The sequence below is a fragment of the Leisingera aquaemixtae genome, assembly GCF_001458395.1.
In the GTDB taxonomy this organism is placed as follows: Bacteria; Pseudomonadota; Alphaproteobacteria; order Rhodobacterales; family Rhodobacteraceae; genus Leisingera; species Leisingera aquaemixtae.
The window spans coordinates 20,517-34,874 of record NZ_CYSR01000033.1 but is presented as its reverse complement, the minus strand read 5'-3'; the positions used below and the strand labels follow the sequence as shown (position 1 = coordinate 34,874).

The following is a 14,358-nucleotide window of genomic DNA, read 5'->3' as shown; positions in this document are numbered from 1 at the left end:
GTGTCGTCAGCTTTTTCCCAGCAGGTCTTTCAAAACCACGTTGTCGAGCATCGTGTCTGCCAGCAGCCGCTTCAGCTTGGCATTCTCATCTTCCAGCGCCTTCAGCCGCGCGGCCTCCGATACCTCCATGCCGCCATACTTGGACTTCAGCTTGTAAAAGGTTGCCGGGCTCAGGCCGTGCCGGCGGCACACCTCCGCCGTCGGCATCCCGGCTTCCTGCTCTTTGATCATCCCGATGATTTGCGCCTCGGTGAAACGGCTCTTACGCATTCGTCTGCTCCTACATAGGTTGGACAGACTCTACTTCATGGTGAGGGATTTTGCGGGGGGCAGGTCACCGACTATTTCTTTCCTTCCGTGGAGGCGGAGAGGCTTCGGTTTGTACCAAACAGGTACCTTTGTTGACAAGCTGCAATGACGGATTTAACTCCCAATGCTTTCGAAGGCTAACACTCTGGAAGAAAAGTACCGTGCGAGAGATCAGGAGCCGTCATGGCCGACTGACTTGCCAACATGGATGGTCACGACCTTTCGCAGGCAACCGGATGTGCCAATACCCACTGCGGGGGACTGTGACCGCAAGGCGGTCTGGGAGAAGCTGGGGCGGACCAAAAAAGTCCCCGCCACTTTCAGGAGAGCTCCGATGACCGCCCCCGGCACGCAGACAGCATGGGCGCAAGACCGCGCCCACCTTTTGCACCCTTACACGGATTTCGCCACTTTTGCCGACGAGGGCAGCCATGTGATCGGGCGCGCCGAAGGCGTGCATGTCATCGACGCCGAGGGCAAACAACTGCTGGACGGCATTGCCGGGCTCTGGTGCGTGAACATCGGCCATGGACGCGAAGAAATGGCCGAAACCATCGCCAAACAGGTGATGGACATGCAGTATTACAACCCGTTCGGCCATAGCACCAATGTGCCCGCTGCCCAATTGGGCGCCAAGCTTGCGGAACTGGCGCCGAGGGGGCTGAACCGCGTCTATTACACCTGCGGCGGCTCCACCGCCAATGATGCCGCGGTGCGGCTGGTGCATTATTTTTTTGACATGAAGGGCCAGCACCGGAAGAAAAAGATCATCTCGCGGCAGAACGGCTACCACGGCGCAACTTATGTGGCGGCCTCGCTCACCGGTATTCATGGCACCAAATACGGGTTCGACCGGATCGGCGAGGAGTTCATCAGCCACGTCTCGGAGGCCAACCTTTATGTCAAGCCGGAAGGCTGGAGCGAAGCGGAATACTGCGATTACCTTGTGCGCGAATTCGAGACGCGAATTCAGCAGCTTGGCCCCGATAACGTGGCCGCCTTCATCGCCGAACCGATCATGGGGGCCGGCGGCGTGCTGGTAGCCCCTGAGGGCTACCACAAGCGCATGTATGAGGTCTGCAAGGCGCACGGCATGCTCTATATCGCCGACGAGGTGGTCACCGGCTTTGGCCGACTGGGAGAATGGTTTGCGTCGGAAACGCTCTACGGCTACACGCCGGACATCCTGGTCTGTGCCAAGGGGCTGACCTCTGGCTATATTCCGCTGGGGGCAACGCTGATTTCGGATGAAATCTATAAAACCATCTCCAGGCCGCAATGTGAAGGCGGCGTGTTTTCGATGGGGCTCACCTATTTCGGCCATCCCGTGGCCTGCGCCGCGGCGCTGAAGAATATCGAGATTATCGAACGCGAAGGTATGCTGGATCATGTGCGAGCTGTCGGCCCTTATCTTCAGGAAAGCGCCCAGTCCTTGCTCAACCTGCCAATTGTCGGCGATGTGCGCGGCAGCCATCTGATGCTGGGTATAGACTTGGTTGCCGACAAGGCCAGCAAGGCCCCGATCGAGCTGTCGGAACAGGCGGCCAGCACGGTTTTCAAAAGCTGTGTCGAACGCGGCGTCATTGTGCGCCCGGTGGGCGACCGGATCATCCTGTCGCCGCCGCTGATCATCAGCAAGGACCAATGCGATGAACTGATTGGGGCCGTTGCCGGCTCAATCCAAGACTTCATTGCCAGTCAGGAGTGAACTCATGCGACAGATAACGCTTGCCGCAACCCAGATGACCTGCAGCTGGGACATCGACGAAAACATTGCCAAGGCCGAAGCACTGGTAGCCGGTGCCGCCGAGGCCGGAGCCCAGGTCATTCTGCTACAGGAGCTATTCGAAACCCCCTATTTTTGTCTCGAACAGTCAACAGACCACTTCCCGCTCGCCCGCCCACTGGAGCAAAGCCAGGTAGTGCAGCATTTCGCGTCGCTGGCCCGGAAACTCGGCGTGGTGCTGCCAATCTCCTATTACGAGGAGGCGGGGCTGGCGCGCTACAACTCGCTGGCCATTGCTGACGCCGACGGCACCATTCTGGCCAATTACCGCAAAACCCATATCCCGCAGGCGCCGGGGTATGAGGAGAAGTTCTATTTCTCGCCGGGCGACAGCGGTTTCCAGGTGGTAGAAACCTGCTTTGGCCGGATCGGCTGCGGCATCTGCTGGGACCAGTGGTTCCCGGAAACCGCCCGCTGCCTGGCACTGCAAGGGGCTGAGATGCTGCTGTTCCCAACCGCCATCGGCACCGAGCCGAAGAGCCCGGAACTGGACAGCAGCTGTCACTGGCGGCGCACTATGCAGGGCCACGCCGCCGCCAACATGATCCCGGTGGTGGCGTCCAACCGGGTGGGCATGGAACAGGACGGCAACACGGCCGGTGTCTTTTACGGCACCTCTTTCATCTCAGGCTGCACCGGAGAGATTCTGGCAGAGGCCAACCGCACGGAAGAAACCTTCATCACTGCATCTGTCGATCTGGACGCTGCAGCACGTTACCGCAGCGCCTGGGGCGTGTTCCGGGACCGCAGGCCGCATATGTACGGGGCGCTGCGCACCTTGGACGGCAAGACAGGAACGATGCGATGACAAACTTGATGACGATCCGGCTGATTGAACAAAGCGACCGTGAAAGCTGGGACCGGCTGTGGACCGGCTACCTCACATTCTACAAGGCCACGCTGCCGGCGCGCGTCTACGACAACAGCTTTGCAAGGCTGCTTTCGGCAGACGCGCGGGAATACCGCGGCCTGATTGCAGAGCTGAATGGCGAAGCCATTGGTATCGGCCACTATTTGCTGCACCGCGATATGTGGTCAGTCGAGGATACCTGTTACCTTCAGGACCTGTTTGTCGATCCGCAGGCGCGCGGTGCCGGTGTTGGGCGGGCTTTGATCGGCGAAGTGGCAAAGCGGGCGGAGGCAGAAGGGGTCTCTGTTCTCTATTGGCACACGCAGGAGTTCAATCACACTGCCCGCAGGCTTTATGATCAGGTTGCCGCGCTCACACCCTTCGTGAAATACGACAAATCCCTCTCCCCCAACTGAACAAGGGGCCAAGCAACTGGTCCCTTGTTCTTTATTCAGACCGCGGGCACCTGCTGGGTGATGCAATGCACCCCGCCGCCGCCGCCGCCGATCATGCGGCCGGAAACGCCCATCACCCGGCGGCCTGGAAAGGCTTCGCGCAGGATGGCGAGGGGCCGGTCATCCTCGCCCTTCCGGCCCGACACCGGCACGATGACAGCGCCGTTGCAGATGTAGAAATTCATGTGGACGACGTCATAGCTGGTCAGGGGGATTTCAATGACCTCAAAGCGCCGCCCGCGGGCGTCCGTTGCCTGCTGCAGGATGCGCTTGGCATCCTGGGTGATCCGGTAGTTGGGATCGGAGCGGTCATCGGCTGTGTGCAGCAGCACGGTGCCTGGTCCGGCAAATGCTGCCATGCCATCCACATGCCCGTCGGTGATCGGGTCCGGGGTGAGGCCGCGGGGCAGCCAGATCACCTTCTGCACCCCCAGACCGGCCTTCAATTCTGCTTCCACCTGGGCATTGCTCCAGCCGGGATTCCGGTTCGTGTGCAGCAGGCACTCCTCGGTGGTCAGAAGCGTGCCTTGGCCGTCCACGGCCACGGCGCCGCCCTCCAGCACCAGCTCCGATGTGTACATCGGCAGCCCCAGATGCGCTGCAAACCTGCCCTTGGCCAGTGTGTCGTGTTTGTAGGGCGGAAATTTGCGGCCCCAACCGTTGAAGGTGAAGCCTGCAATCCGGCGCGCACCTTGCGCGTTCTGCACAATCATCGGCCCGCTGTCGCGCGACCAGGCATCATTCAGCGGCATTTCGATCAGGGTGATTTCTGAAGACAGCAACTTCTTTGCCGCGGCCATGTCGCGCCGCCGCACTGCCATGGTGACGGGTTCATACTCCGCCACGGTATTGGCAACATCGGCCCATTCCTTGCGCGCGGCATTCAGCTGGTTCGGATACCAGTTCTGCGGCGGCGGAAACTGCATCAGGGTGCGCTCGTGCCGCGTCCATTCGGCAGGGAAGGCAAAACCATCCGCCGCCGGGGTGCCTGAAAAGACGGTGGCACCGGTCTTTGTGTAATCGACCGGGCGGGCGGCGGCGGCGGGCTTTGCAGCCAGCACTCCAGAAAGCGCTGCCGCGCCGGCAGCAAGAAAATTTCGGCGGTTCATAGAGTTCTTCCTTGTTCAGATGCCGGCTTCGGAAGCGCCGAGCGACGGATCGAGATGGTCGCGCAGGCTGTCGCCCAGCAGGTTGAAACCGATCGCGACGAAGGCAATTGCCCCGCCGGGAAAGACTGCCAGCCACCAGGACGCCGGCTGGTGGGTGAGGCTGTCAAAGATCATCGCGCCCCATTCCGGTGTCGGCGGCTGCGCGCCGAGCCCCAGGAACGACAGCCCGGATGCGGCCAGGATCACAAAACCGACGTCGGTGGTGGCCTGGACGATCACCAGCGGCCAGACCATCGGCAGCAGGTCGGAGAAGATCAGCCGCAGGTGCGAGGCGCCCATGCAGCGGGTGGCAGCAATGAACTCCTGTTCTTTCAGCGACAGGATGCGGCTGCGGATCAGCCGGGCGTACCAGGGCCAGAACACGGCAGCCAAGGCAATCGTTGTCGAGACCATCCCGCCGCCAAAGCTGGCCGCAATCGCAGCCGCCAGGATCAGCGCCGGGAAAGCCAGGAACAGGTCCGTGACGCGCATCAGGATTTCATCCGCAAGCCCGCCTGCATAACCCGCAATCAGTCCGAAACTGGTGCCGATGACGGCGGCGACGGCCAGAACAGCGAATGACACCGACAGCGAGATCCACGAACCGGCCACCACCCGCGCCAGCATGTCCCGCCCGATCTTGTCGGTGCCCATCCAATGCTCTGCCGACGGCGGTTCAAGCCGCGCCCGGATGTTCATCTTGAGCGGATCAAGGGCGGTGATATGCGTGTCCATCACGCAGGCACCGAAGGCAAGAAGCGAGATCACCACAACCAAGGTGACAATTGCCACCGCCAGAACAGCCTGGCCGGAAGAACCGGCAAATCTGGCAACCGGGCGGACGATGCGGCCAAGGGTTATTGACAGGCGGGCACGGGACGGGGGCAAAGAGGTTTCGGCGCTCATGTCAGATCCACCCGCGGGTCGAGGAAGGAATAGCTCAGATCAACAAGGAAGTTGATCAGCGTATAGGCCACCGACACCACAAGGGTGATGGCCATGATGGCGTTGTAGTCGGAGGCCGAGATGGCGTTTGCCGTGTAGCGGCCGAGCCCCGGCCAGTTGAAGATTAGCTCGATGAACACCGCGCCGGAAATCAGCAGGCCGGTGTTCAGCCCGAAGATGGTGACGATGGGCAGCAGCGCATTGCCAAGCGCATGTTTGAAGTACACCCGCGCCGGCGAGATCCCCTTGGAGCGCGCGGTGCGGATGAAATCCTGCGACAGAACCTCCAGCAGCGAGGTCCGCACCACCCTGATGGTGATCGCCATCGACGGGATCGCTAGCACTGCAACCGGCAGGATCATATGGTGCAGCGCATCTGTGAACAGGTCGAACCGGCCGGCAATCAGGCTGTCGACGGTCATGAATCCTGTCACAAAATCGGGTGCTGCAATCCCTGTGCCAAGCCGTCCGCCGAATGGCACCAGCCCCAAGGTGGCGAAAAAGATCAGCTGGAACACCAGCGCGATCCAGAAATCGGGCACCGACAGGCCCAGAACTGCGACGCTGCGCACGCCTGCATCCGCGGGCCGGCCGCTTTTGACCGCCGCCAGGGTGCCCAGTATTACCCCCAGCAGCAGGGAGATCAGACCCGCAACAAGGACCAGTTCCAGCGTTGCAGGGAAAAAAGTCAGGATGTCTTCTGAGATAGGCCGCCGGGTAACGACCGAGCGCCCGAAATCACCCTGCAGCACATTGCCCGCATAGGCCGTGAATTGCGTGATGACCGGATCATCCAGGCCAAGCCGTTCCCGCACCGCGGCCACTGCCTCAGCATCGGCACGGGCACCGGCGATCAGGCGCGCGGGATCGCCCGGCAGCAGCCGGGCGAGCGCAAAGGTCATCAACACGACACCGGCCAGCAGCACCAGGGTGGCAGCAGTGCGTCTGAGAACGAAGCGCAGCATTCACACAGCCCTCAGGACTTGCGCGACAGGTTGTACATATCAAGCGTCGCCACATAGACCGGGTTGCTCTCCAGCCCCGCAATGTCGTTGCGCGACACGAACTGGGCGCGCTCCTGCAGGATTGGCAGCCAGGCCGGGTCTTCGTTCGTCAGGATTTCGGCAAGGCGCCGGAACTTGGCCGTCATTTCCTCATTCATCACCTGGTTGCGCAGCTCGTCGATCAGCGCGGTTGCCTCGGCGTTGGCATAGCGCCCGGTATTGCCGTCAAAGGTGGCCGCATCGCCGCTGAACAGCCCCCAGGCAAAGCTGTAGGGATGATCCACGTTGGGCCACCAGGAGAAATAGAACAGATCGGGGCGCTCCTCGGCCGTGCCTTCGCCAAAGAACACGTCAAGATAGGCGGAAAAGGACATTTCCTGGAGTTTGAGGCTGATCCCGATCTCCGACAGCCAGGCCTGCAGCAACTGGCCTTCAATGTCGCCAAAGCCGGAGTAATAGGCCATCGTCAGCTCAGTGCCTTCGGGTATCCCAGCCTCGGCCAGCAGGGCGCGGGCCCTGTCCAGATCATAGGCCAGCAGCCGGTCCTTGCCGTCCATGCCCTGCATCAGCGAGGGGAAGACCGAGGCGGGCTTGTCCGCGGTGCCAAGCGCCACTTCCTCGATATAGGTGTCATGGTCAAAAGCGTGGCAGAGCGCCTGGCGCGCGCGCGGGTCGGCCAGTTTCCCGTCTGTGGCAAAGGCCACGTATTGCACAGTGAAGGTCGGCGTATCGGCCAAGGCAAACCGCGGGTCATCGCGCAAAACCACCATATCCTCCGGCTCCATCGCCAGGGTCATGTCGGCTTCGCCGGTTTCCAGCAGCTGGCGGCGGGTGGCGGAGACGGGAATGGTCTTGGTGATCACCCGGCTGAAATGCGGATGGTCCCAGCCGCCCCGGAAGGCGGCATTGGCGGCAAAGGTGGCATCCTGGCCCGGATTCAGGCTTTCCAGCGTGTAAGGCCCAGTGCCCACCGGATTGGCCTGCAGAAATTCGGAACCCATGTCGTCGTCGCCCTTGGAATGCGCCTCTGCTGCCGCCGGACTGGCAATCCAGAAACCGTATTGCGAGGCCACCTGGCGGTCGAAGATCGGGCGCGGCTCACCCAGGTCAAAGCGGATGGTTTTTGCGTCCACCACAACAATCTGGCTTTCCGGGTCTTCCAACTGCCAGGTCCCGGCCAGCCCGGCGGGGTGCAGCACCAGGCGCGTGACCGCCTGTTTCACCGCCTTGGCATCGCAGGGGGTGCCGTCATGGAACACCACTCCTTCCGCCAGTGTGAAAGTCCAACTGCTTGCGTCTTCGCTGGCCTCCCAAGAAGTGGCCAGTGCTGGCGCCGCCTTCAGCGTGTGGCTGCCGTCCAGCACGGTCAGTGTCTCATAGACCGGGCGCAAACCGTAGGCCCATTCGATATTGGTGGCCGGATCGAGGTTTTCGACCGTTGCATCCACCAGAACCACCAGGGTTTTGGGATCGCGCGCACCCAGGCTGGGAGGCGTGACGCTGCCCGCCGCCCAAACCGCCTGACCGGGCGCCGCCGCCATCGCGGCAAAGGCGCAGCTGCCCGCCAGGAAGGACCGGCGCGGCAGATGAAATTGCGGAGTATTCGGGCGTTTTCGCGGATGGGTCATGTTCAGCTCCCTATGTTCCCAGGAAATCTGCGCCTCGGCCGTCAGGGAGCCGCTCATCATTTCCTTGCCTCCAAACTCCCAAATTACCGCGGTTCCTGTCGATACCACCTAAGGGGCACAGCGTTTCCCGGGCGGTGGGCTATAGTGATCTGCAACGCCCCAGGCTTTCCGTCAGTTCGCACCAGGAAAGCCCACGCAAAAAGGATGTTGCGCCTGCCATGGCACTCTTGGACGTCACAGACCTGACCGTAAGCATCAACGCAGGCGCCCGGACTGCGGCGATTGTCGAAAACCTGTCGCTGCACCTTGAGCGCGGCAAATGCCTCGGCATCGTCGGCGAAAGCGGCTCCGGGAAAAGCACTGCGGCCATGGCCATAATGGGGCTGCTGGCAGGCGGGCCGTTGCAGGTCTCCGGGCGGGTCTTGTTTGATGGCTCTGACCTGGCACAGATGCGGCCCGCGGAGTTCCGCAAACTGCAAGGCACCGGCATCGCCATGATCTTCCAGGACCCGATGAGCAGCCTGAACCCGGTGATGCGGATCGGCGACCAGATTGTGGAATGCCTGCAGGCGCACCGGCGGCTGACCAAATCCAGCGCCCGGGGCAGGGCAATTGAGGCGCTGGCGAGGGTCGGAATGCCGGACCCCGAAGGCATGATGAAGCGCTATCCTCATCAGCTGAGCGGTGGTCAGCGCCAACGCGTCATGATCGCCATGGCAATCGTCTTTGAACCCAAGCTGCTGATCGCCGATGAACCGACCACCGCGCTTGACCTGACTATTCAGGCGCAGATCCTGCATCTGCTGAAACAGCTCTCCCGCGATTTGAACATGGCGCTGGTTCTGATCACTCACGACCTGGGCGTGGTCGCCGGGATGGCCGATGAGGTGATCGTGCTCTATTCTGGCCGGGATGTGGAGCGCGGACCCACTCAGGAAGTGCTGGAAAACCCGCAGCATCCCTATACCCGGGGGCTGTTGGGGGCGCATCCGTCCATGGACGGGGAGAGCGCCCGGCTGACGCCCATTCCCGGCTCCCCGCCCGCAATATGGCAGCGCCCCTCGGGCTGCGCTTTCCGAGATCGTTGCCCGGAAGCATTTGACAACTGTGCCCTGGAAGATCCGCAACCCGTTGCAATGCCGCTGCCTGCGCATAAGGCAGCCTGCCTGCTGCACGCGCGCGCCACGCAATCAAAGGAAACCGCATGAGGCCGACACCGAACCCCGCGCTTCGCATTGATCGCCTGTCGGTCGAATTCAGCGCATCCGGAAACCGGAAGCTGTTTGAAAAGCCCGCAACCTTCAAGGCACTGAGCGATGTCTCCCTGACCATCCGGCATGGTGAAGTGCTGGGCCTGATCGGCGAGTCCGGCAGCGGCAAGACCACGCTTGGCAAGGCCATTGTCGGGCTCACCGAAACCTCGGCTGGCGGCATTCAAGTCAACGGGCAGAACATTGACCCTTCCAATTCGCCGGAACGGCTCAATCTTGCGCGGCAGGTGCAGATGGTGTTCCAGGACCCCTATTCATCGCTGCATCCCAGAAAGACCATCGGACGCATCCTGTCCGAACCGTTCCTGATCCAGAAAACGGCTTCAGGCCCTGAGCTCGGAGATCGCGTTGACGCGTTGCTGCGGCGCGTCGGGCTGAGCCCGGACCATGCCGCGCGCTATCCGCAGCAGTTCAGCGGCGGCCAGCGGCAGCGCATTGCAATTGCCCGGGCCATTGCCAACGATCCGCCAGTGATCATCGCCGACGAACCCGTCAGCGCGCTGGATGTCTCGGTGCAGGCGCAGATCCTGAACCTGCTGGACGATCTGCGCGCCAAGCAGAACATGGCCATGCTCTTCATCAGCCATGACCTGTCGGTCGTGCGGCACCTGTGCCAGCACATCGCGGTCATGTACCTGGGCCGGATCGTCGAAATCGGCCCGGCGAAGGAGATGACCGCCGCCGCCGCACATCCTTATACGGCTGCCCTGATGTCGGCGGCACCGAGAGTCAAGGCCAGAAACCGGGCGCAGGCCGCCCCGATAGTGCTGTCCGGCGACGTCCCCTCGCATGCCGCCATTCCCAGCGGCTGCCCGTTCCGCACCCGCTGCTGGCTTTTTGAGCAGAAGGGTTGCCCGGCCCGCTGCCGGACCGAAGTGCCCAAGCTTGCAACACTTCCTGACGGTCGCCAGTCGGCCTGCCTTTTCCCGGATGAGGCTGCCAGACCGATGCAGCCCGCTGCGGTGGCCTGCGGCTAGCTTTCTCTGGATTGCGCGAGCATCCAGTCCCACAGCACCCGGACCGCGGTGCGCTGCAGATTACGCTCCAGCGTCACAAGGTGATATGAACCGCCGCTGCGCAAGAAAACCGGGCGCAGCAACTGCAGTTTGCCCTCGCTGACCAGAGGCTGTGCTAGGCTCCTGTCGCATAGGCACATCCCCAGCCCGCGCGTGGCGGCATCAACCGCCAGCGCGGTATCGGAAAAATTCAGCCCCTTCGAACAGTCCGCCCGCTCCGCCCCGGCGGCCAGGAACCAGCTCTGCCAGTCATCGGGGTGTTCGTCGTGGATCAGCGGCGCATCATGCAGGCGGCCCCGGAACTCCGCGGCCAGACCCGGGCTTGCAAGCGCAACACGCTCCTTCGTCAGGAAGGGGGTGGTGACAAATCCTTCCCCCGCCTCCGCTTCCGTTGTCAGCGTGATGTCGAATTCGGACTCGGTGAGATCGACGCTGTGGCTGCCGGTATAAAGCCAGGGGTCCACCTCGGGATGGCGGCTGCGGAACTGTGCCAGCCTAGGCGCGAACCACAGCGCGCCAAAGACCGGCGGCATGTGAATGACAACCGATCCGGGCTTGGAATAGGCATCGAGCCGACGCACCCCGAGCCGCACTGTCTCCAGCGCGTCCTGGGCCGAGATCAGCAGGTCGCGTCCGGCGTCCGTCAGCTCCACCCGCCGGTTGATGCGTAGAAACAACGGCTGCTGCAAATGGGTTTCCAGCGTCCGGATTTGATGCGACACCGCCGATTGCGTCATGTTCAGCTCTTCCGCCGCCTGCGAGAAACTGCCGAGCCGGGCCGCCGCCTCGAACCCGATCAAAGCGCCGAGCGGCGGCAGGGGGCGATAGGGATTATTCATTAGAAATACTCATCGTTTCACGTCAAATTTCGCGTTTGTCTATAATATTTGCTCACATTTACACTGTTTGGACAACACATCTTGCACGATGGAGCCCTTCATGCCCGAACAGCAAACCCCGAAATCCGTAGGCTACCGGATGCCCGCCGAATGGGCGCCGCATCTGCGCACCTGGATGATGTGGCCGACGCGCGAAGGCTTCTGGCCCGATATGGAAGAGACCCGCCGGAATTACGTCACGGTGGCCCTTGCCATCCGCGAATTTGAGCCGCTGACCATGCTGGTCCGTCCCGAAGACGCGGCAGCGGCAAAATCGCTGCTCGGATCTGACATCGAAATCCTCACCAGCCCGATCGACGACAGCTGGGCGCGCGATGCCGGGCCCTGTTTTTTGACCAATGGCAAGGGCGGCCGGGCCGGCGTGTCTTTTGGTTTCAATGCCTGGGGCGGCAAGTACCAGCCGTTCGACGGGGATGACGCTGCAGCTGACGCGATTCTGAATGCGGCCGAGGTGCCAATCTTCCACTCCGGCCTCATCGCCGAAGGCGGCGGAGTCTCTGTCGATGGCGAGGGCACCATCCTGACCACGGGCAGCTGCTTTCCCAATGCCAACCGCAATCCTGGCTGGAGCCGCGACCGTATCGAGCAGGAACTGAAGGCCATGCTGGGCGGCGACAAGGTGATCTGGCTGCCCGGCAATGCGGAGGAAACCGAAACCGACGGCCATGTCGACGGCATAGCAACCTTTGTTGCGCCGGGCGTGGTGCTGATCGAAGCGGAAGGTCCCGCGGATCACGACTGGCACAGCATCAATGTGGCCAACATCACAGCGATGGAAAGCCAGACTGACGCAAAAGGCCGCGGCATCACGCTGGTAAAGATCCCTGATGCCGCCAGCGCCGTCTCAAGCGATCCGCGGTTCTGCCGCTCCTACGTCAACTCCTACATCTGCAACGGCGGCGTAGTGATGCCGGAATACGGAATCCGCGAAGACGGGCTGGTGCGTGAAGTGTTCCAGGAGCTCTTCCCCGGCCGCCGTGTATCACTGGTGCCAATCCCCGCCATCGCGATTGGCGGCGGCGGCATCCACTGCATCACCCAGCAGGAGCCTGCAGCATGACCATGCACATCTCAACCGACCTGACCGCAGCACTTGCCAGCGGTAAAAGCCCCGGTGAGCAGGGGTTTGTCATGCCCATTGAGACCGCGCCCCACGCGGCCTGCTGGATGGCCTGGCCCTGGGACGATCACGAGGACAATTGGGGCGCGGGCTTGGCCGCGGCGCAGGAGAATTTCGTGCGTGTTGCCACCGCTATTTCCTGTTTCGAACCGGTCCGGGTCGTTGCACATCCAGATCACGCCGCACTTGCCCGCAGCTTGCTGCCGCCGCAGGTCGATGTGGTGCCCCTGCAGCAGAACGACCACTGGTTCCGTGACACCGGCCCGCTGTTCGTGAAGGATGGCAAGGGGCAGATCATCGGCTCCAGCCTGATCTTCAACTGCTGGGGAGAGAAATTCCCCGATTATGAACTCGACGCGGGCATCGGCGCCGAACTGGTGCGCCATCTTGGCCTGCCGCTGTTCCAGTCCCCGCTCACTGGCGAAGGCGGCGGCTTGCATGTGGACGGCCGCGGCACGGTCATCACGACAGAGACCTGCTTCCTCAACCCCAACCGCAATCCGGGCATGACCAAGGCGGATGTAGAACGCGAATTGTTCCATGCCATCGGCGCCCGCAAGGTCATCTGGCTGCCGGGCGATGAGGAGGAATGGATCACCGATGGCCATATCGACGGTATGCTGACCTTCGCCGCGCCGGGCAAGCTGCTGTTCGAGCGCAACCCGGACCCGGCAAACCCGCGCCACAGAGTTTGCGGGGAGAACCTGAAAGCGCTGCGCGGGCAGACCGATGCCGATGGCCGCGAGATCGAGATCGGGCTGATCGACGAGGCCTATTTGGTCGAACCGGAAACCGAAACCACGGCGCTGTCTTACGTAAATGCCTACATCGCGAACGGGGGCGTGGTGATCCCGTCGTTCGATACGCCAACTGATGCGGCGGCCCGGGAAATCTTCGCAAAAGCCTTCCCCGGCCAAAAAATCCTGCAGGTGGACATGCGGGGGATCTGCCACGCGGGCGGCGGCATCCACTGCATGACGCAACAGCAGCCGGCTTAAACAGGGGCGGCGGCCAGGGCTTCTTTGCTATGATAACCGGAGACAACTATGTTTGACGCAGCGAACATGCAAAACACCAGCAGAACCGGAACATCAGAAAGCTTGGATGGCCTCGCCCGGGCCATCGAGCTTGTTGGGCAGGAAGGGTTTCTGGCCGCCCTCGCAGAGCTGTGCCAATCGGCATCAGGATATGACAGCACTTTCACCGCAGCGTTTTTCCCGGATCACCCGCCGGTGGAGCTGTTCGACAACCTGCCTGATGAGCACAGCGCCTCGACAATCAAGCCCTACCTGGATTTCGCCTATTTCCTGGACCCGTTTTACAACCTTTTTCTGCAGGGGGTCGGGGACCGGGTGATCACGCTTGGCGAATGCGCGCCTGACGATTTCAGGGCGTCAGAATACTACCAGACCTTCTATGCAGGCACCGGCTTGTTCGACGAAACCAGCGTGTTCATCTCCTTCGGGAATAGTGCCGCCGTGGTAATCTCTTTAGGCAGCCGGGAGGAAGGCTTCCAGCTTGCTGCGGATCAAAGGGCTGCGCTTACTGCGCTGCTGCCTTGCATTGCAGCGCTGTGCCGCCGCCATTGGCCTGCTCTGGACCCCAATTCGCTGGCCGGCAGCGGCCGCATGGGGCTGCATCTGAAAAAATCCTTTGACCGGTTCGCAAGTTCAGTGCTGAGCGGGCGAGAGGCCGAAATCGTGCAGCTGATCCTGAAAGGGCATTCCTCAAAATCGATCGCCCGCGAACTGGGCAACAGCCCGGAAACGGTCAAGGTCCACCGCAAACGCATTCACAACAAACTGGGCATCACCTCGCAGGGGGAGCTTTTCTCGCTGTTCCTGGAGGCTTTGACCCGCGCACCGGCCAATGCGACCGATGATCCGCTCACCTATCTCGACCGGCCGGCGGGCGGGCAGCTCTAGGA

The 14,358-nt window shown here is 62.1% G+C and carries 13 protein-coding genes and 1 pseudogene; 8 read left to right on the top strand and 6 right to left on the bottom strand.

The annotated features are described in order from the left end of the window. Positions 1 to 12 precede the first annotated feature (12 nt). Positions 13 to 270: pseudogene (locus tag PHA8399_RS19155) on the bottom strand (transposase); the annotation flags it as partial. A gap of 373 nt (positions 271 to 643) precedes the next feature. Here PHA8399_RS19155 and PHA8399_RS19150 point away from each other — a divergent pair. From PHA8399_RS19150 to PHA8399_RS19140, 3 genes are read left to right on the top strand one after another with little or no spacing between them, the layout of a single operon-like run. Then, entirely contained in the window at positions 644 to 2,017 is a 1,374-nt protein-coding gene (locus tag PHA8399_RS19150; protein ID WP_058287708.1) for an aminotransferase, read from the top strand. A 4-nt stretch (positions 2,018 to 2,021) separates the two neighbouring features. After that, positions 2,022 to 2,903, top strand: a complete 882-nt coding sequence (aguB, locus tag PHA8399_RS19145) for an N-carbamoylputrescine amidase (RefSeq protein WP_058287707.1) — start codon at positions 2,022 to 2,024, stop codon at positions 2,901 to 2,903. After that, positions 2,900 to 3,361 carry a GNAT family N-acetyltransferase gene (locus PHA8399_RS19140; protein WP_058287706.1) on the top strand — a complete coding sequence of 154 codons (462 nt, stop codon included), beginning with the start codon at positions 2,900 to 2,902 and terminating at the stop codon, positions 3,359 to 3,361. The genes aguB and PHA8399_RS19140 overlap by 4 nt, the downstream gene beginning before the upstream one ends. Positions 3,362 to 3,396: 35 nt before the next feature. Here PHA8399_RS19140 and PHA8399_RS19135 read toward each other — a convergent pair whose 3' ends face one another. From PHA8399_RS19135 to PHA8399_RS19120, 4 genes are read right to left on the bottom strand one after another with little or no spacing between them, the layout of a single operon-like run. Continuing rightward, positions 3,397 to 4,509, bottom strand: coding sequence for an agmatine deiminase family protein (locus tag PHA8399_RS19135; RefSeq protein WP_082649587.1), 1,113 nt, complete (start codon positions 4,507 to 4,509; stop codon positions 3,397 to 3,399). A gap of 15 nt (positions 4,510 to 4,524) precedes the next feature. Next, complete coding sequence (locus tag PHA8399_RS19130) at positions 4,525 to 5,454, bottom strand: ABC transporter permease (protein ID WP_058287705.1); 930 nt, start codon at positions 5,452 to 5,454, stop codon at positions 4,525 to 4,527. Next, positions 5,451 to 6,458 carry an ABC transporter permease gene (locus tag PHA8399_RS19125; RefSeq protein ID WP_058287704.1) on the bottom strand — a complete coding sequence of 336 codons (1,008 nt, stop codon included), beginning with the start codon at positions 6,456 to 6,458 and terminating at the stop codon, positions 5,451 to 5,453. Before PHA8399_RS19125 ends, PHA8399_RS19130 begins: the two co-directional genes overlap by 4 nt. 11 nt (positions 6,459 to 6,469) lie before the next feature. Beyond that, the gene (locus PHA8399_RS19120) at positions 6,470 to 8,125 is read right to left on the bottom strand and encodes an ABC transporter substrate-binding protein (protein ID WP_158509282.1); all 1,656 of its coding nucleotides are present in this window, start codon (positions 8,123 to 8,125) and stop codon (positions 6,470 to 6,472) included. A 218-nt stretch (positions 8,126 to 8,343) separates the two neighbouring features. Between PHA8399_RS19120 and PHA8399_RS19115 the strand changes: the two genes are divergently transcribed. Then, the gene (locus tag PHA8399_RS19115; protein WP_058287702.1) at positions 8,344 to 9,333 is read left to right on the top strand and encodes an ABC transporter ATP-binding protein; all 990 of its coding nucleotides are present in this window, start codon (positions 8,344 to 8,346) and stop codon (positions 9,331 to 9,333) included. Continuing rightward, positions 9,330 to 10,373, top strand: coding sequence for an ABC transporter ATP-binding protein (locus PHA8399_RS19110; protein WP_058287701.1), 1,044 nt, complete (start codon positions 9,330 to 9,332; stop codon positions 10,371 to 10,373). Before PHA8399_RS19115 ends, PHA8399_RS19110 begins: the two co-directional genes overlap by 4 nt. Here PHA8399_RS19110 and PHA8399_RS19105 read toward each other — a convergent pair. After that, positions 10,370 to 11,251 carry a LysR substrate-binding domain-containing protein gene (locus PHA8399_RS19105; RefSeq protein ID WP_058287700.1) on the bottom strand — a complete coding sequence of 294 codons (882 nt, stop codon included), beginning with the start codon at positions 11,249 to 11,251 and terminating at the stop codon, positions 10,370 to 10,372. The two genes, PHA8399_RS19110 and PHA8399_RS19105, sit on opposite strands and share 4 nt — an antisense overlap. A 100-nt stretch (positions 11,252 to 11,351) precedes the next feature. Between PHA8399_RS19105 and PHA8399_RS19100 the strand changes: the two genes are divergently transcribed. Genes PHA8399_RS19100 through PHA8399_RS19090 form a run of 3 tightly spaced genes read left to right on the top strand, consistent with a single transcriptional unit; the run spans position 11,352 to position 14,356 of the window. After that, on the top strand, positions 11,352 to 12,371 hold the full coding sequence (locus tag PHA8399_RS19100; protein WP_208856348.1) for an agmatine deiminase family protein: 1,020 nt from the start codon (positions 11,352 to 11,354) through the stop codon (positions 12,369 to 12,371). Further along, positions 12,368 to 13,429, top strand: a complete 1,062-nt coding sequence (locus PHA8399_RS19095; RefSeq protein WP_058287698.1) for an agmatine deiminase family protein — start codon at positions 12,368 to 12,370, stop codon at positions 13,427 to 13,429. Before PHA8399_RS19100 ends, PHA8399_RS19095 begins: the two co-directional genes overlap by 4 nt. Before the next feature lie 48 nt (positions 13,430 to 13,477). Next, a complete protein-coding gene (locus PHA8399_RS19090) occupies positions 13,478 to 14,356 on the top strand; it encodes a helix-turn-helix transcriptional regulator (RefSeq protein ID WP_058287697.1) in 879 nt (292 codons plus the stop codon). Positions 14,357 to 14,358 lie beyond the last annotated feature (2 nt).